The organism is Clostridium sp. CS1-1 (assembly GCF_056135525.1).
This window is the reverse complement of the sequence record NZ_CM148680.1, coordinates 4,633,378-4,651,574: the sequence shown is the minus strand read 5'-3', so window position 1 is coordinate 4,651,574 and position 18,197 is coordinate 4,633,378. Positions and strand designations below refer to the sequence as shown.

Annotated in this window: 17 protein-coding genes, 1 tRNA gene and 1 other annotated feature; of the genes, 10 read left to right on the top strand and 8 right to left on the bottom strand. The window is 30.3% G+C overall.

Going from position 1 to position 18,197, the window contains the following annotated elements; translation table 11 throughout:
• Positions 1-15 precede the first annotated feature (15 nt).
• On the top strand, positions 16-387 hold the full coding sequence (locus AC0N0V_RS22030) for a desulfoferrodoxin (protein ID WP_474461040.1): 372 nt from the start codon (positions 16-18) through the stop codon (positions 385-387).
• Positions 388-456: 69 nt separating this feature from the next.
• Positions 457-695 (top strand) — a binding site (T-box leader).
• A 362-nt stretch (positions 696-1,057) separates the two neighbouring features.
• Complete coding sequence (gene trpS / locus AC0N0V_RS22025; protein WP_474461039.1) at positions 1,058-2,062, top strand: tryptophan--tRNA ligase; 1,005 nt, start codon at positions 1,058-1,060, stop codon at positions 2,060-2,062.
• A 112-nt stretch (positions 2,063-2,174) separates the two neighbouring features.
• Here trpS and yidA read toward each other — a convergent pair whose 3' ends face one another.
• Positions 2,175-2,993 carry a sugar-phosphatase gene (yidA, locus tag AC0N0V_RS22020; protein WP_474461038.1) on the bottom strand — a complete coding sequence of 273 codons (819 nt, stop codon included), beginning with the start codon at positions 2,991-2,993 and terminating at the stop codon, positions 2,175-2,177.
• A 441-nt stretch (positions 2,994-3,434) separates the two neighbouring features.
• Between yidA and AC0N0V_RS22015 the strand changes: the two genes are divergently transcribed.
• Positions 3,435-5,027 (top strand): peptide chain release factor 3, encoded by a 1,593-nt coding sequence (locus AC0N0V_RS22015; RefSeq protein WP_474461037.1) that lies wholly within the window; start codon positions 3,435-3,437, stop codon positions 5,025-5,027.
• 48 nt (positions 5,028-5,075) lie between these two features.
• Here AC0N0V_RS22015 and AC0N0V_RS22010 read toward each other — a convergent pair whose 3' ends face one another.
• Both AC0N0V_RS22010 and AC0N0V_RS22005 read right to left on the bottom strand, forming a co-directional pair.
• Positions 5,076-6,029: a phosphatase PAP2 family protein gene (locus AC0N0V_RS22010; RefSeq protein ID WP_474464612.1), complete on the bottom strand. Its 954-nt coding sequence runs from the start codon at positions 6,027-6,029 to the stop codon at positions 5,076-5,078.
• A 179-nt stretch (positions 6,030-6,208) separates the two neighbouring features.
• The gene (locus AC0N0V_RS22005; RefSeq protein ID WP_474461035.1) at positions 6,209-6,364 is read right to left on the bottom strand and encodes a DUF5670 family protein; all 156 of its coding nucleotides are present in this window, start codon (positions 6,362-6,364) and stop codon (positions 6,209-6,211) included.
• A 319-nt stretch (positions 6,365-6,683) separates the two neighbouring features.
• On the opposite strand from AC0N0V_RS22005, the gene AC0N0V_RS22000 reads away from it, so the two are divergent.
• Positions 6,684-7,244, top strand: a complete 561-nt coding sequence (locus AC0N0V_RS22000) for an ECF transporter S component (protein WP_474461034.1) — start codon at positions 6,684-6,686, stop codon at positions 7,242-7,244.
• 107 nt (positions 7,245-7,351) lie between these two features.
• Here AC0N0V_RS22000 and AC0N0V_RS21995 read toward each other — a convergent pair whose 3' ends face one another.
• The gene (locus tag AC0N0V_RS21995; protein WP_474461032.1) at positions 7,352-7,516 is read right to left on the bottom strand and encodes a zinc-ribbon domain-containing protein; all 165 of its coding nucleotides are present in this window, start codon (positions 7,514-7,516) and stop codon (positions 7,352-7,354) included.
• A gap of 287 nt (positions 7,517-7,803) precedes the next feature.
• Between AC0N0V_RS21995 and AC0N0V_RS21990 the strand changes: the two genes are divergently transcribed.
• Both AC0N0V_RS21990 and AC0N0V_RS21985 read left to right on the top strand, forming a co-directional pair.
• On the top strand, positions 7,804-8,949 hold the full coding sequence (locus AC0N0V_RS21990; protein ID WP_474461031.1) for an AlbA family DNA-binding domain-containing protein: 1,146 nt from the start codon (positions 7,804-7,806) through the stop codon (positions 8,947-8,949).
• Between the two features lie 165 nt (positions 8,950-9,114).
• Positions 9,115-9,522, top strand: coding sequence for a hypothetical protein (locus tag AC0N0V_RS21985; protein WP_474461030.1), 408 nt, complete (start codon positions 9,115-9,117; stop codon positions 9,520-9,522).
• A gap of 99 nt (positions 9,523-9,621) precedes the next feature.
• Here the strand turns inward: AC0N0V_RS21985 and AC0N0V_RS21980 are convergent, their stop codons facing one another.
• Positions 9,622-10,446: an RMD1 family protein gene (locus AC0N0V_RS21980; RefSeq protein WP_474461029.1), complete on the bottom strand. Its 825-nt coding sequence runs from the start codon at positions 10,444-10,446 to the stop codon at positions 9,622-9,624.
• A 159-nt stretch (positions 10,447-10,605) separates the two neighbouring features.
• On the opposite strand from AC0N0V_RS21980, the gene tyrS reads away from it, so the two are divergent.
• Positions 10,606-11,826, top strand: a complete 1,221-nt coding sequence (gene tyrS, locus AC0N0V_RS21975) for a tyrosine--tRNA ligase (protein ID WP_474461028.1) — start codon at positions 10,606-10,608, stop codon at positions 11,824-11,826.
• 330 nt (positions 11,827-12,156) lie between these two features.
• Here tyrS and rimI read toward each other — a convergent pair whose 3' ends face one another.
• Genes rimI through tsaE form a run of 3 tightly spaced genes read right to left on the bottom strand, consistent with a single transcriptional unit; the run spans position 12,157 to position 13,781 of the window.
• Positions 12,157-12,615, bottom strand: coding sequence for a ribosomal protein S18-alanine N-acetyltransferase (rimI, locus tag AC0N0V_RS21970; RefSeq protein WP_474461027.1), 459 nt, complete (start codon positions 12,613-12,615; stop codon positions 12,157-12,159).
• The gene (gene tsaB / locus AC0N0V_RS21965; protein WP_474461026.1) at positions 12,608-13,321 is read right to left on the bottom strand and encodes a tRNA (adenosine(37)-N6)-threonylcarbamoyltransferase complex dimerization subunit type 1 TsaB; all 714 of its coding nucleotides are present in this window, start codon (positions 13,319-13,321) and stop codon (positions 12,608-12,610) included. Before tsaB ends, rimI begins: the two co-directional genes overlap by 8 nt.
• Before the next feature lie 4 nt (positions 13,322-13,325).
• On the bottom strand, positions 13,326-13,781 hold the full coding sequence (tsaE, locus tag AC0N0V_RS21960; protein ID WP_474461025.1) for a tRNA (adenosine(37)-N6)-threonylcarbamoyltransferase complex ATPase subunit type 1 TsaE: 456 nt from the start codon (positions 13,779-13,781) through the stop codon (positions 13,326-13,328).
• Positions 13,782-13,927: 146 nt separating this feature from the next.
• On the opposite strand from tsaE, the gene AC0N0V_RS21955 reads away from it, so the two are divergent.
• The 3 genes from AC0N0V_RS21955 (at position 13,928) to AC0N0V_RS21945 (ending at position 17,362) form a co-directional block, all read left to right on the top strand.
• The gene (locus AC0N0V_RS21955) at positions 13,928-14,896 is read left to right on the top strand and encodes a metal ABC transporter substrate-binding protein (RefSeq protein WP_474461024.1); all 969 of its coding nucleotides are present in this window, start codon (positions 13,928-13,930) and stop codon (positions 14,894-14,896) included.
• A 55-nt stretch (positions 14,897-14,951) separates the two neighbouring features.
• Positions 14,952-15,026 (top strand) — tRNA-Trp (locus tag AC0N0V_RS21950).
• Positions 15,027-15,979: 953 nt separating this feature from the next.
• Positions 15,980-17,362, top strand: a complete 1,383-nt coding sequence (locus AC0N0V_RS21945) for a peptide MFS transporter (RefSeq protein WP_474461023.1) — start codon at positions 15,980-15,982, stop codon at positions 17,360-17,362.
• Positions 17,363-18,197 lie beyond the last annotated feature (835 nt).

The following is an 18,197-nucleotide window of genomic DNA, read 5'->3' as shown; positions in this document are numbered from 1 at the left end:
AGGAGGAGTAATAAGATGACAGAGGTTAAACAAGTTTATAAGTGTGAAATCTGTGGTAATATGGTAGAGGTACTTCATAAAGGAGGAACTTTACATTGTTGCGGGAAGCCGATGAAAAACCTTACAGAAAACACAGTTGATGCAGCTGTGGAAAAGCATGTACCAGTAATTGAAAAGGTAGAAGGTGGAGTGCTTGTAAAAGTTGGAGCAGTTGAGCATCCTATGGTTGAAGAGCACCACATAGAGTGGATAGAAATTCATACTTCAGACAAAGTATATAGAAGATTTTTAAAAGCTGGTGAAAAGCCAGAAGCTTTATTTAAAGTTGATGAAGAAGTTTTATTTGCAAGAGAATACTGCAACTTACATGGTTTATGGAAAAAGTAAAAATACTTTAAAATAGAATATTGACAATTATGTTTTTAAGTAATAATATAATCTAAAGAATAGAATAATTTATAATCGTTGAGTGGAAGTAAGTAAGCTTAAAAACAGATTTTAAGAGAGCTGTATATGGTGGGATTACAGTAGTTATGATTAAGTTGAATGGGTCCATGAGGTTCAAGATGAATTAAAAGTAGTCTTTTGACGTTTGCCTTACGTTACAGAGGTAAGATTTTATAGAATCTTCAAAGAGGAAAAGATTTAGTTTATCTTTTCAAACTTAGGTGGCACAGCGGTAGTACGCCCTATGATTTACGTATAGTAAATCATAGGGCTTTTTATATTTTTACCCGATGACTACCCGCTCTAATACTTCCTCGCACTCTGTGAAAGTGATTCACACAAAATTAGAGATTTTGGTTCTCTACTTTTCTACAAGAGGGAGTAAAGAGCGGCTACGTCCCTGGATAACGATTTCCCCTAAAGGATAACGAGTTCTAAGTGTCAAAGCCACTAAGAACTCTGTTTATAAGCATCAGGTGGAGTTAAAACTCCATCTGATGCCAAGAACTCTGTTTATCTAATATTAATTTAATTGATTGAACTATACTATCTAGTGTATAGAATCAAAAAATATAAGAAACTTTTAATTAGAAAGTTGGAGGTTGAAACAATGGAAGAAAAGAAAAAGGTAATATTTAGCGGCATACAACCATCAGGCAATTTAACTATAGGGAATTACTTAGGGGCTTTAAAAAATTGGGTTAAGTTGCAAGATGAATATGATTGTTACTTTTGTGTTGTAGATTTACATGCTATAACTGTAAGACAGGAGCCGAAAGAGCTAAGACGTAGAACTTTGGAAGTGCTTGCAATATACATTGCAGCAGGCATTGATCCAGAAAAAAACACACTATTTATTCAATCTCATGTATCTACACACTCAGAAGCGGCTTGGCTTTTAAATTGTCACACATATGTGGGTGAGCTTGGGAGAATGACTCAATACAAAGATAAGTCTAGTAGGTACGGAGAATCTGTGAGTGCAGGTCTTTTAAATTATCCTGTTTTAATGGCAGTTGATATACTATTATATAATACGGACTTAGTACCCGTTGGAAAAGATCAAAAGCAGCATCTAGAATTGACTAGAGACCTAGCTGAAAGGTTTAATAACTTATACAGCCCAACATTTAATGTCCCAGAACCATATATCCCAGAAGCAGGTGCAAAAATTATGGATTTGCAGGAGCCTACTAAAAAAATGTCAAAATCATCAGATAACCCTAATAGCTATATACTAATAATGGATCCACCAGAAGTTATAAAGAAGAAGATAAGTAGGGCTGTTACCGACAGTATAGGGGTTGTTAAGTATAGTGATGAGCAGCCAGGGGTTAAGAATTTAATGACTATATTAAGTGCAATCACAGGTATGACTACAGAAGAGATAGAGAAAAAATATGAGGGTCAGGGATATGCTCAGTTTAAGATTGATGTAGCTGAGGCTATAGTAAAAGAATTAGAACCAATACAGAAAAAGGTAAGCGAACTCTTAGAAAATAAGGATTACTTAGAAAGCATATATAAGAATGGTGCAGAAAAGGCTTATTATGTTTCAAATAAGATTTTAAGAAAAATGCAGAAGAAGATAGGGCTAATTCCAGTATCTAAATAAAAAGATCCTTTGATTAAATAAAATTTAAAAATCGTAGATAGCAAAATAAGTATTTTATCTACGATTTTTAATAAATTCTCTTATCAAGTTAGAAGTGTCTATAATATGCTGATTAGCCTATTTTATCTTTCATTAATATAAATTTATTTATTACATGGGCAACTCCATGTTCCTCATTTGTTTTAGTCACATAGTTAGCAATCTTTTTAACCTCTGGAAAGGCATTCCCCATAGCTACACCAAGTCCAGCATACTCTATCATATGAAGATCATTTCCAGCGTCACCCATGCAAATAACTTCTTCTCTTTTTATTCCAAGGCTTTTAGCTAAAAGTTCAACTCCGAAACCCTTATTAACTTTTTTGTTTATAAATTCAAGAAAGAAAGGTGCGCTTCTTACAACAGTGTATTTACTATAGATTTCTTTTGGAAGTTTCTCTATTACCTTTTCTAAAATCGATTCTTCATCTATAAACATTATTTTAACTATTGTTGTAGAGTTGTCTATATTATCAAAGTTAACTATCTCTAATGGAATTTTGTTAATATCAGATTCGAGTTGGCTGTATTCATTAATTTTAGGTGTTATACATGAATTTGGAGTTAGTGCATGAATATTTACAGATAACTTTTTACTTAAAGCATATAGATATTGTAAATCGTTTATGTCTAATAAGTTTTCTGCAATGATTTTTCCGGTTTTTGTATTTTGAACTACCGCACCATTAAATCCAACTGCAAAATCATTTTCTGTTACTAAGTTTAATTCTTTTAAATATCGTTCTATTCCTTTTATTGGTCGTCCAGTAGCTAAAACTACTTTTACACCATTTTTTCTTGCAGCTTGAATAGCTTGAAAGTTTTCATTTGAAATAGTCTTTGATTCGTTCAATAAGGTACCATCCATATCAAGTGCTACTAATTTATACATTAAATTACCTCCAAGTTGATATTTTTATAATCATTTACCTCTAAATTAAAATAAGAATAAATGAATTAGTCCATTCTCTTTAAATAAAACATAAAGAATCTTAATTCAAGTTTTGAGTTATATTTACACTTAATTCTATAGTCTAGAATAGAGTTGCCCTATGAGATATAATACAATAATTATATCTTTCAGATGTATTAAAAGAAACAGATGATGTTTCTTTTAATAGGCAATGGGAGATAACTAGGTTGATAATTAAACGTTTACTAGTATTCAATGGTGTATATTAAAACATCTTGGGCAAAATTTATTGGAAATATTTCAAAAGCCATTTTTGTTGAAAATTAGTATGTGAAATGATATAATTTAATTTGTTTTAGAAAAATTGGTTAAGAGTCTCCATGGAATTGATAATAGCGAAAAAGAAGAGGAGAGAGAGCTGTGGCAGAATTAGTAAAAGAGATTGAGAGAAGAAGAACTTTTGCAATAATATCTCACCCAGATGCCGGAAAGACAACACTAACTGAAAAGCTTCTGTTATACGGAGGAGCAATAAGACTTGCAGGTTCTGTAAAGGCTAGAAAGGCATCAAAGCATGCGGTATCAGATTGGATGGAAATTGAAAAACAAAGAGGTATTTCAGTTACATCTTCAGTTATGCAGTTTAATTACGATGGATATTGTATAAATATATTAGATACGCCAGGACACCAAGATTTCAGTGAGGATACATATAGAACTTTGATGGCAGCAGATAGTGCTGTCATGGTAATAGATGGTGCGAAAGGGGTAGAGGAGCAAACTAAAAAGCTCTTCCATGTATGTAGCTTAAAGGGAATACCTATATTTACATTTATAAATAAGATGGATAGAGAAGCTAAGGACCCATTTGAGTTAATAGAAGATATAGAAAGTGTTCTAGGAATAAAGTCATATCCTGTTAACTGGCCGATAGGTTCAGGAGCAGACTTTAAAGGTGTTTACGATAGAAACCAAAAACTAGTTGAAGTTTTTAATGGTGGAAATCACGGTCAAACAGAAGTGGAATCAATAGAAGGAAATATAGATGATGAAGTATTTAATAATTTACTTGGAGAACCACTTCATAATAAGTTGAAGGATGATATAGAGTTACTTGATATAGCTGGAGACGAATTTGACTTGGGTAAAGTAAGAACTGGTTCACTTACCCCAGTATTTTTTGGAAGTGCTTTAACTAACTTCGGAGTAGAACCGTTCTTAAAAGAATTTTTAGGTTTAACAACTCCACCGTTACCAAGAGAATCAGACAAAGGTGAAATTGATGTTTTTGAAGACGATTTTTCAGCTTTTGTATTTAAGATTCAGGCAAATATGAATCCAGCCCATAGGGATAGAATAGCATTCATGAGAATTTGCTCTGGAAAATTCAAAAAGGGAATGGAGGTATATCATGTTCAGGGCGGCAATAAAATTAAACTTGCTCAACCGCAGCAATTCTTAGCACAAGATAGAGAAATTATCGATGAAGCTTATGCTGGAGATATAATTGGTGTGTTTGATTCTGGTATTTTTAATATAGGGGATACTCTTTGTTCAGGTTCCAACAAGTTCAAGTTTGAGGGAATACCTATATTTGCTCCAGAACATTTTGCAAGAGTTAAAACTTTAGACACAATGAAGAGAAAGCAATTTATTAAGGGAATAACTCAAATCTCCCAAGAAGGAGCTATTCAAGTATTTAAACAGTTAAATATAGGAATAGAAGAAATTATAGTAGGAGTTGTAGGCGTACTCCAGTTTGAAGTATTAGAATATAGGTTAAAAAGTGAATATAATGTAGATATAAAAATGGAAAGACTTTCTTATAGGTATATTAGATGGATAGAGAGTTCCGAGATTCCGGCAGATAAGCTTACTTTAACAAGTGATACTAGACTTGTTAAAGACTTAAAAGATAGAAATATCCTAATATTCCAAAGTGAGTGGGCAATAAGTTGGGCATTAGAGCACAATAAGGGGCTTGTATTATCTGATATAGGTAAGTCTGAATAATAAAAAGGTGTAAAATTCAATTGAATTTTACACCTTTTTTAGCCTACCTTATTGTATTGAATCAACAAAAAGATTATTTATATAAGTTGTTTTGAGCTTTTTATTATAATAATAGGAGTTAAGTATATTTGATAGTACAATTTTTCCTTTATCTAAAACAAAATCCACAAGTTTTACAGTTCCATAGGCAAGTAGCATACCACCTAGTACATCTATTACCCAATGTATTTCTAGATACATCGTAGAGAAAACTACACTTAAGCAGAAAAATCCCCAGACATATTTGAAAAGCCTGTTTCTTTCCCTTATTACTAAGAGGAACATGGCGAAAGATATAGATGTATGCATCGATGGGAAGCAATTTAAAGTAACACCTGCAGCTGCTTGTGGACTTAAGTTTCTTGCTAATCCATCAGGATGTCCAAGTACATACCATACTTCCTGTAAATGAAACATAAGATAAAATGGTGTAATTAAGAATACTTGTACAATGTGTCCGGATAACCCATATCTGAGCATCTTTTTAAAATCCTTGGATATGGCTGCTCTATAAAGCGGAAGTAGTACAGGTAACACAAAACCATTATTATAAACCATTCTTAAGAACCAAGTAAGAGTCTCAGGTTTGTATATTCTTGCAAAGCTAGCATCATTAAAAGGAATCTTACTAAAGGACGAATTTAAATCTATAACAATATCCTTACTCATTTGCCAGCTGAGCATCTTGCCCCATAGTTCATATCCGTGAACGTTTAAATATGAAACAAACATTAAAAATGGAACACATAATGCCAAAAATGGAATCCATTTCACATCTTTACGAAGCTCGGAATAAGCCGTAAAACTCGCAAATGCTAATAAGAACAAATATGCCTTATAATCGACTCCACTATCTGAATGTAGTGCAGTTAAGACAGCATTTCGTAAAAGATATAAACCTATCAGAATAAAATAATATTTATTTAATAAGTCAAAGGCTTTAATAGACAAGTTTTTTATCATTTTTATTGTCGGATTTTCTGTAAAATTAGACATAAATTTATCATCCCTCCTCATACAGAATAAATTATATCATAGAGGATTAGAGAAAGTACATAAGCAAATTTAGTTATTATTAGCATTAAATCTATATTACAACTAAAGAAAGCTCAGGAATTTTCCTGAGCTTTTTTGTTGAAATATCACATGTTTTTTCTTCTTCCAAATAATGCATCTGCGATAAAAACTACTGCAGCTACAATTAAAAGAAGATTGATAAAACCGCCGCCAATTCTAAAAATTAATCCTACAAGCCAAAATAATAGCACAAAGCCACCGAGCCAGCGTAAAAAAGTCATAAATACTACCTCCAATCAAAAATTTTAGTAGCTAATTGTCACCGAGACTCCCATCCTCTTGAATTAGAACTTTATCTCATAGGCGATAGTCAAAGTGACAAAACGCTCTTAGATTTACTTAACTTATTGATGATTTCAGTGAAAAACTATTAAATTTAGTATTTATAATATTATTGTTAACATTATAAATGAAAATTATTATAAAATTTTTAAGAATCTTTAAGTCAATGTATCGTTACATTTGCGATTTTTGTAATTACTAATATAATGAAATTAAGATTTTAAATTTACGAAATAAGTAAGGAGTGTGAAATCTATAATGGAACAGAAAAAAGCTACATTAGGCAGTTTAAAAGTTCAGGATATGGTTCAGATAGCACTTATGGCTGCTATGACCTATGTTGCAACGGCGGTAATAAATATTCCAAGTGGAGTTATTGTTAAGGGAGTAGTTCATCTAGGAGATACCATGGTTTTTCTAGCTGCAATATTATTGGGTAGAAAGAAAGCATTTTTAGCTGCTGCTATAGGTATGTGTATGTTCGATTTGCTGTCACCATATGCAATATGGGCACCATTTACATTTTTGATAAAGGGGCTTATGGCTTATATAGCTGGAACTATAGCCTATAGAAAGAACTACGAAGGAAATAATATGTTTAACAATATATTTGCATTTATTTTAGGTGGAATATGGATGATAGTAGCATATTACCTAGCGGGTGTTATCATTATGCATTTTGTAATGAATGTAGCCTTTGGTCAAGCGTTCATCCTTTCTGCTGCTGAAATTCCTGGCAACATAACACAAGTTATAGCAGGTATAGTTTTAGCATTGCCTATAGGGAAGGTACTAAAGAAAGCGAGAGTAGTAAAATAAGATGGGGTTGAATAAACCCCATCTTATTTTATTTAAAAGAATTTAAATATTTAACTTAGTTTCTATGGGAAAAAAAGAGAGGTATATAACACCTCTCTTTAGAATTCTTATCTGTTTCTCATATTATTTTTTTCAGCTTTTCTAGCTCTTCTGCAGTCTGGGCATCTTACAGGATCGTTTTCAAATCCTTTTTCTTTGTAGAAAGCTTGCTCACCTTCTGTAAATATAAATTCCTTACCACAATCTTTGCATACAATTGTCTTATCTGCCATTTAAAAAACCTCCTTGAACCATAGGACTAATTTTCTTTTTTACTGCTTATCTCCTACGATTAAGGAGAATAAGTTACCATGAAAAATTGACCTATACTAATAATTTTAGAGTAAAACTCTAAAATTATTATACCATATTTACCTAAAAAAACAATATTATAAAATTAGATTTAATATGCCTGTGTAACATATTATAAAAGATATACCAGTGATGTATAATTAAGTTATAAAAATATTTAGTGAAAAAGTGAATATAATATTATTATAATAAATATGGAGTTGTTAATATGGACAAAAAAAAGCTTATGAATTTGTTAAAAAAAATAGAGGGGCCGAAGCTAGATTTTAAGCAAAATATTCAGATGGAGACTGATAGTGGTAGGAAAGAACTGGCTAAGGATATATGTGCTATAGCTAATTCCAAAGGGGGAAGGGGATACTTAATAGTAGGAGTAGAAGACAAGACGAAGAAAGTTATAGGTATTGAAGAACAAGGATTTAATGAAGAAAAGATACAACAAATAATAAGCTCAAGAATTGATCCACCAGTGCCTATATCTGTAGAAGTCATAGAGTATGAAAATAAAAAGGTAGCAATAATAAGTATATATGATGGGCCGCAAAAACCATACCAACTACGAGATAATGGTGCTTTTTATATAAGAAGGGGTTCTACAAATGATACGATGAGAAAAGGAGAAATTATTTCCGCACTCCAGGAGAATTTAAGCTTAAATGCAGAATTGTGCCCAATACCTCACAGTGATGTGCAGTGTATAAATAAAGACTTTGTAGATAAATACTTTATTTCTCAAGGAATAAAAATAGATGATGAAAATAGAATAGAGTTAATGGAAAATACATCAATAATATATATGGATAAGGATACTGGGAAGTATATGGTCACATTAGGTGGATTATTGGTTTTTAGCGAAACTAATAATATCTATATACCACATAATATGATAAAGATAGTCAATAAGGTTAACAAGAATTTAGAGGAAAATATAATAATTCAAGGTGATTTGTTAACTATGATAGATAAAAGTGAAAACGTACTTCGAGATATTCTCTCAAAATCTTATCCAATAGAAGCAATTAATGAAGGGATACGTAATGCCATATTATATAGAGATTATACGATGTTCAATAAAGTTATTGAGGTAGTTGTTGGTTATAGTAGTATTATTATTAATAGTCCGGGCATATTAATAAAAGGAAGTAACACTGGATATATTAATTATGTAAAAAGAAATATGTGGGTATACGAAAAAATAATTGCATTAGATAGTAAAGTTAGATTTTTAAAATCAGGTAGAGGATTTAATAGAATGCAGAAAGCATTCAAGCGAAAAGGAAGAGTAAACTTTATAAACTCCATAAGTGATGGAGAATTTAAAGTGATATATCCTGGTGCGAAAAATTTTAAATAAAATAATCATATTTAATTAAGTTAGGTAATATAGTATTGGAATAGTTTTTCTCAGTCATTGGATAAATTATAAAAAAAAGTAAATAATCTGTTGAAAAAATATTCTGAATATTATATAATTTATTTATAAGGATAGCACCTAAATATTAAGTAAGGGGTGGTAAACATGATTCACGTATTTTGTAACAAAAGAGGTTCAGGAAAAACTAAAGCATTAATTAGCTTAGCTAATGAAAAGGCAATGGAAGCAAGAGGTCATATTGTCTATATTGATGACGATAACAGGCCTTTATTGCAGTTAGACAGAACAATAAGATTTATTAACACAAGTGAATTTAGTTTAAGAAAGCAGGAAAGTTTTTATGGTTTCTTGTGCGGCATAGTTTCAGAAGATTATGATATTGATACAATTTGTATTGATGGATTGTTTAATATTATTGATGAAAATCTTCACGATGCAGCACAATTATTTTATGCCCTTGAAAAGCTATCATGCCAATATGCAATCGATTTCTATATAAATATAAATGAAGAAAAGGAAATGCCGGATTTTATACTGAGATACGTTGCCTAGGATAAATTTATATTATTCTACAAGAGGCAAAATTGGGTAGAAAACAACTTTTGAATTTATATATTAAGGCTGGATTTGTAAATCCAGCCTTAAATTATTTTAATGTTTTAATATAAACTCTACTATTGATATAATAAGCTCAAATAAGATAAGAATAATAACCATTATTTCTAGTTTAGTCCCTCTTTTTTCATGAGATAGAGAAGTAAATACGTCTGTTATATCTTGAAGTATTTCTGTTTTATTATTTATTTTCTTATACCTTTCATCTAAATCGAAAAGAGAAATTACTTGAAGAAAAAAGTTTTCTATATCTTCGTTATCCCATGCAGCTTTAGGTTTATCTAAAAGCATTAGGTAGGAAATAGTATTATACTTAAATCTCAACACTTTAGCAGAGGTTTTTGATATTTGGTGATCAGACATGGTAAATTTACCTGTATCAAGATAGTTCATTATGTTTTCTATGCTATCTAAAAGTTTGTCAATATCTGTTTCTATTTTTTTTAAAGAAGTAGATTTAGCTAGTACAAGAGATATTATATCAAGATAGTATGGCGTAAATTCGGGTGATGTCATTAAATCATTATATAGTGAATACTCATATGTAGCATCTACCTCAAGTTTATATTCATCAATATACTCATTTGGAGAGTTATTTTTAAGATTAGAATCAATGTTTTTTATATATTTTATAATATCTTGTATTTCATGAAATTCCATATTTATGAAAACTAAAGCTCCAAAGTAATATATGTAAACACATTTATCGCCTGGTTCTCTAAGTATACCACTTAATTTTCTATCAGATAGTACTAAAGGATCCTCCCATTTAAATTTGCGATTAATTCCAAAGTGAGGAGCTATAGCATTTAAGTTAATTTCGTTGCACAAAACTAGAGATTTAAAAGACCAACTCTGCATAAATTACATCCTTTCAGAAAAATATTATTCACATAATAAATTTTACCATAAAAGTTGTGTTATATGTATTTAATTATTGATAAAAAAATACTTTAATTATATACTATAAGTTATAGCAAAGAATGACAATTTTAATATAGTAGAAAGGTAGTGGTTCAAATGGCTAGCATTTATGATACACTGCTAGAGCGTGGATACATAAAGCAGACTACTCATGAAGAGGAAATTAAAGAATTATTGGAAAAGGAGAAAGTAACATTTTACATAGGATTTGATCCAACTGCAGATAGCCTTCATGTAGGACACTTTGTACAAATGATGGTTATGGCACATATGCAAAGAGCAGGACATAAACCTATTGCCTTAATAGGTGGTGGTACCGCAATGATTGGAGATCCAAGCGGCAAAACTGATATGAGGAAAATGATGACAAAGGAACAAATTCAGTATAACGCTGATTGTTTTAAGGCTCAATTTTCTAAGCTTATCGATTTTAATGATGAAAAAGCAATTATGTCAAATAACGGAGATTGGTTGCTAAACTTAAATTATGTAGAATTTTTAAGAGAAGTTGGTGCACATTTCTCTGTAAATAGAATGCTCACAGCTGAGTGTTATAAGCAAAGGCTTGAAAAAGGATTAACTTTCCTCGAATTTAATTATATGTTAATGCAAGGTTACGATTTCTTAGAACTTAATAGAAGACACAATTGTGTACTTCAAATGGGTGGAGATGATCAGTGGTCTAATATATTGGCTGGCGTAGACCTAATTAGAAGAAAAGAAAGTAAACCGGCTTTTGGAATGACTTTCACGCTTCTAACTACTAGTGAAGGTAAAAAGATGGGGAAGACAGAAAAGGGAGCATTATGGCTTGACGCCGAAAAGACTTCACCGTATGATTTCTATCAGTACTGGAGAAATGTAGATGATGCGGATGTAGAAAAGTGCTTAGCACTTTTAACTTTCTTACCTATGGATGAAGTTAGAAGACTTGGATCACTTGAGGGCGCTGAAATAAATGAAGCTAAAAAAGTGCTTGCTTACGAGGTTACAAAGCTAATACATGGTGAAGAAGAAGCACAAAGTGCTAAGGCTGCTGCTGAAGCGTTGTTTGCTGGTGGTCAAGACATGAGTGCAGTACCGACAGTAACAATAGGAAAAGACTCACTAGGATGGACTGTAGTAGATCTTCTAGTGAACACAAAAATACTACCATCAAAAAGTGAGGCAAGAAGATTAGTACAGCAAGGCGGACTTACAATAAATGATGAAAAAATCACAGATGCTAACATGAACGTCACAGAAGAAAACTTCAATGACGGAAGCATGCTAATCAAGAGAGGTAAAAAGAATTACAATAGAATAGTAATTGAATAATAATAAAAGTGATGACAATGAATATCTCTAATGATATCAGCGTCATCACTTTTTGTTTCCACGTGATGCAATTTTTTCAGTAAGTGCTAACTTAAATGTGAAAGGGATAGTGACGTAAAGTGAGGCTATAAAAATAAAGCTAAGAATGCATTTAAATATTTTATATTAGTTCTTGGCGAAGTAGATATGAAAAATTTAGAACTTTTAATTGTCTGAGCGGCAGCGAGTTATTAAAAGTTCTTGATTTTATATATCTACGAGCCCTAGAACTAAATAAAATATTTAACCGTATCGAAGCTTTATTTTTATAGCCTCACTTGCTCCTTACCTCTATACATTATGCTTCCACATTATAATTGCATCTTCCTTATTGTCTCCATAGTACCCTTTTCTTACACCTTCCTCAATAAATCCATATTTTTTATAAAGACTTTGAGCGATTACATTAGATTTTCTAACCTCAAGGGTGATGCTTGATGCTGATTCCACTTTACATATTTCGATAAGAGATTCTAATAATAAGTTTCCAGCTCCTATTCCTCTATATTCAGGATGTACAGCTATATTTGTTATATGTCCTTCATCTAAAATAAGCCACATACCAGCATAACCTATTATTATATCATCTTTTTTAGCGACAATATATTTTGCGAATTTATTAGTTTCAACCTCTCTTTCGAAGGATTCTTTACTCCAAGGAGTAGGGAAACAAAGCGTTTCTATCATTATTATGCTGTCTATATGTTCTTGTCTTAAGGATAATATTTCTATACTATTATCGTTATTCATTGTTTGTAGACTCCATTTTCTTTTCATATTCTCTTTCAGCTTGAGATTTTCTAAGATAAAATGGTGAGAAGGTATATAAATCATCAGATATTCCTGACTTTAGAAGATTCAAGCCAATCTCTCCTAGGGATGACGATTTTACTAGATTTAAATGAGTAGGTGCAAACTTTGAATCTTTTATACTTTCTAGGAGCTTTTCTTTAAACTTTGGAACTGCATCGCCAATAAAACAAATAGGTTGACCTTGTTTATTTAAAAGAGAAATTAAATCATCAATAGGAATAACCATATACTCACTTATAATAGTAAGTTTATTATCAATAAATTTATATAAGGCTGTATAAACATTCTCTCTAAGGGCATCCAGTATAGGGCATATGATTCCTGATGTATATGCTAAATTATATGCAAGGGCATCTAATGAAGAAACACCAACAAATGGCTTACCAGAGCCCTGGCTTAAACCTTTTATTGTTGCAGTGCCAATCCTAAGCCCAGTGAAAGATCCAGGGCCTTTAGAAACTACAAATCCATCTAAAGAGCTAATGTTTAGTTTAAGACTTTTTAGAAGTGTATCTATCATAGGCATTAGTATAATAGAATGTTGTTTTTCATAGTTAAAAGTTATTTCTCCAAGTAATCTATCCTCTTCTAATACAGCACAGGTTGCTGATTCTGTAGCCGAATCTAAACTTAAAATTCTCATATTCTTATCTTAACTCCTTTATATAGTTATATCTGTCACCGTAATATTGTATTATAATTTTTCTGAAGTTTATACCCATTTCAGGTATTTTTTTAATTTCTACCCAGATGTGTTCTTTGGGAATTAACTCTTCTATATAGTTTGCCCACTCAATGATACTTACAGCATTGCTAAAAATATATTCATCAAAACCTATTGCATCAATTTCATCGGGATCATTAACTCTATAAACATCAAAGTGATATAGTTTTAAGCGCCCTTCATATTCATTAACAATAGTAAATGTAGGACTAGTTATTGGACTATATATTTGAAGGCCTTCTGCAACTCCTTTAGTAAAATGTGTCTTACCTGTACCCAAATCTCCGGTAAGACAAATTATATCACCTGGATTTGCCAGGGAACCAATCTTTCTCCCTAGATTCATGGTTTCTTCCAAATTGTTTATAATAAATTCCATAAAATTTCACCTCATAGATATTTTATCCAAAATACTACAAAAAGAAAAGTAAGATTAAATTTTCATTTATAATTCATAACTATTTGCATTGTGTAACCACATTATGTAAAATATATATTATATATTTTTATTTTTAAGACACAGAGGTGGATAACTTGAGAAAAAGGTTAAGTGTGGTAATCTTAGTTTTTTATATATTACTTTTAACAGGATGCAGTAGTAAAACAGAGCAGAAATCAACAGTTACAAAAGAAGTGGAGAAAATGGAGACAAAAAAGGATATAAATTTAAATATAGTAACTACAGATAAACTACTTCATAGTATGGTGAAAAGTATAGTCAAGGAAAGTCATTCGGTTGAGTATGTGTTCAATAATAAGGATGCATTGATGAGTTTTAAATTTTCTAATGATAGTCTAAGTAACATAGCAAAAAAGGATTTATTTATTTATATGGGAGCAGGCTTTGAACCATGGATAAATTCTTTTCTAGATAAGCTTAATAAAAGTAAGGTTGGAGTAATAAATGTATCGAGGGGAGTAAAGCTTCTATCTTATAATAAGGAAGTAAAATATAATGATGTAGTATTGAAAGATAATCCGTATTATATTCTAAATATAGATAACTACAAGATTGCACTAGTGAATATAAAAAATGCAATACAGGATAAAGATCCTAAGAATAGAGATGTGTATGAAAAAAATTTTTCTGAAGAATTAAGGAAAGTAGAAAATTATCAAAAGGATTTAAAAGGTATAAAAGATAATATAACTGAGTACACATTTATAACAGTTGAAGATGAACTAAACTACTTTGTAAAATATAATGATTTTAAAACAATAGATTTAAGTAAGGATAATGTTGCTAATAAAATATTACCGGAAGATAAAAAGGCAAGATTAGATTTACAATCGAAATTAAAGGATGTTAAAAATCTCGTGATTCTATATAATAATGATGTAGTGCTAAAGAATAACGAAGATATAATAAAACAGTATAATATTAAAACGGTAAAAATAAGAGTTAACAATAATGAAATAAGTTATGAATCTATAATTAGAAATAATATCGAAAATTTAAAAAAGCTTTATGAAAAAGAAAATACTAAAAAATAAATTAATAAAACACTTGCATTATTTAAATATATCATATATAATAAATATTGTCCTTAGGGGTATGGCTCAACGGTAGAGTAGTGGTCTCCAAAACCATTGGTTGTGGGTTCAAATCCTACTGCCCCTGCCATTGAAGAAAGCTTGTAAATTTATAAATTTACAAGCTTTCTTTTTTATATATTTTTATAATTAAGGTTATAGAATTAATTTTGATGTCTAATTAGGTTTGAAGATTAGTGAAAATAGGAGAATAGAATTATGATTATTCATTTAGTATATTATTATAATTATTAATTCAGTATATTATTATAATTATTAGAATTATTGCTACACATGGGGGATGTGCAAATCATATTATCTAAATTAATGATTTTTGGGGCTTTAATCATATTTCAGTATATAGAATTTAGTTTAAGATATATATAACAGGCATTTTAATAACAAAATTTATTTATAAATAGAACTGCTTTGAAAATGTTTTCAGACATTTATCAAAATAAATTTTTTGTTATAAATATAAGTTTTACGTAGGCGAATTATAAATAAATTGGTATAATTATGAATAATTTGGAGAAACTAAACATGAAGATTAATTGAGAATTAGAGACATTTTCTATAAAAAATTAGTTTGTGAAAACTTAAAGGTTTGTAAGATGAATTTATTGTAGCAAATTAATTGAAATAATTTTATTCATATTTGCGTTTAATGTAGTAAGAGTTTGATAAAATGTTATCGATTTTATTAATTAATTTTAAAAAAAATGATATGATAACGTTTAAATATGATAAAGCATGCAAGAATATATTCACTTTTATAAGATATAGATCCTACTTGTAAATATGTTGTAGAACATACTTTTTAAGGAAGATTACAATTCAAGTGACTTAAAAGTAACTATTTCAAAGCATTGTGTTAAAGCGTTAATTGATTAATTGTATATATATTCATAATTGCGATGAGAATAATGAAATAATTATACGCAAGTTTGCTATGGTAATAAATGATATCTTGTCAAAACGAAAATATAATGGTAGAATAATTTTGAAAATAAAATATTAAGATACATAGGGGGAAGGGATAACATGGAACTTGCAAAAAATCAACAAAACGAAAAAATCAAACACCCACCTGGACTGTACTTGCTTTTCGCGGTAGAAGCGTGGGAAAGATTCAGTTACTATGGTATGAGAGCGTTACTAGTAATGTACTTAACATCAAGCTTGGTAGCGGGTGGACTAGGCTTTAATAAAGCTGAAGCTATGAGTCTATATGGTACATATACATCATTAGTTTACTTAACTCCATTAATAGGTGGATATTTATCAGACAGATACTTAGGACAAAGATTAGCTATCACAATAGGTGGTATAACAATGGCAGCAGGACAGTTTGCGTTGTTCTCAAGCCAAAGCAAAGGCGCGCTATACTTAGGATTATTTTTACTTATAATAGGAAACGGTTTCTTCAAACCAAATATTTCAACAATTGTTGGACAACTATACCCAGATGGAGACAAGAGAAAAGACGCAGCATTTACAATATTCTATATGGGTATAAACGTAGGTGCATTTATAGCTCCACTTGTATGCGGTACTTTAGCAGAGCAAATTTTTGCAGTAAAACAGGGCGGAGAGATCATTCACTATGGATTTAGATATGGTTTCTTAGCAGCTGGTATAGGAATGGTTTTAGGACAACTTATATTTAATCTACTAGGCAACAAGTACTTAGGGGAAGCTGGAAAAAAAGCTGAGACTAAAGTTAAAGGTAAAGATAATACATCAGTAGAGGATACAAACAGACCTCTTACTGCTCAAGAAAAGAAAAGAACTACAGTTATATTCATTATAACAGCATTCGTTGTATTCTTCTGGGCTGGTTTTGAACAAGCAGGTAGTTCATTAACAATTTACACACAAGACTTTATAAATAGAAATGCATTTGGAACAGAACTTCCAGTATCTTGGTTCCAATCACTTAACCCAGTGTTCATAGTAATATTTGCACCAATAATAGGTAAATTATGGGTAAATTTAGCAAGAAGACCAAAAGGAGATATGAATATTCCTACTAAAATGGCTCTAGGTATGGTACTTTTAGGAGTAGGATTTTTATTAATGGTAGGAGCTGTTTTACAAAGAGGAGATGCAGGTGATAACGTAGCTGTAAAAGCTAACGTGTTATGGCTTGTTGGAGCTTATTGGTTGCATACTATGGGGGAACTTTGCTTATCACCAGTAGGGCTTTCAATGGTAAGTAAGTTAGCTCCAAAGAAACTTGCATCATTACTAATGGGTGTATGGCTATTAAGTTCATCTATTGCAAATAAATTAGCAGGAGTTTTAGCTTCATTCATGGACCAGTTAGGACACTTACAAATATTCGGTGGAATAGCAGTAGTATCAATAGTTCTTGGTCTAATATTATGGACATTAAACAAAAAGCTTGTAGCTATGATGGAATAGTATTTAATAAAAAATATTTAAGTCAGATGGGAATTCCCATCTGACTTTTTTAATTTCAATATTTATTTTACCTATAACAGCTCAAGAATAATAAATTTAAGTTATCATTTCTAGGATTCTTATATATTTTCAATGAGAGTGTATTTAAACAGAAGTAGTAGTCAAACTACTATTATTAATGTGGAAAATTATTTTACTGTAGCTAGCTTTATATAAAATTCAGCAAAGGATGTCGAAAATAACACACACATCTATATGATAAGTGCATTTTTAGTTAAAGATAACTACATTTTTTGATACGTTTGAATTTAATAAAAACTTTACTAAAAATTTAACAAAGTTAATTGTTAAGCTTTTGAAATTATGTATATTATATTCTATAAAAAGAAAGTTTGGAATATATTTTATGATTAGTAATAATTTAATAAGTGAAAAAATGATACTTAACTGTAGAATAATTTGGCAAAATGTTTTGAATAAAACATCAAAAATGCTTTGCAATTCGGAATAAAACTATGATAAAATATTCTTAGATGAGATTTGTTGGTAAATATATTTTAATTTTTTTCATAAAAAGTAATAAAATGTATAAAAATAAAGTTCAAGTTTAGTAATAAGTTGTACTTTTTTATAATAAGTTTATTGTGATGTTTTGACATTAGTTTTATTTTAGCTACATGGGATTATATATAGGGTTATACAAAGATAATAAAGTTCAGTTGAAATTGTAAGGATAGAATTATTGGGTTTTAAATTCATGAAAAAGAATGTTTAAAATTTAACATTTTCCCTTTCTTTTTCTATTTAAAGGCATTATAATTATAACTGTAGATAT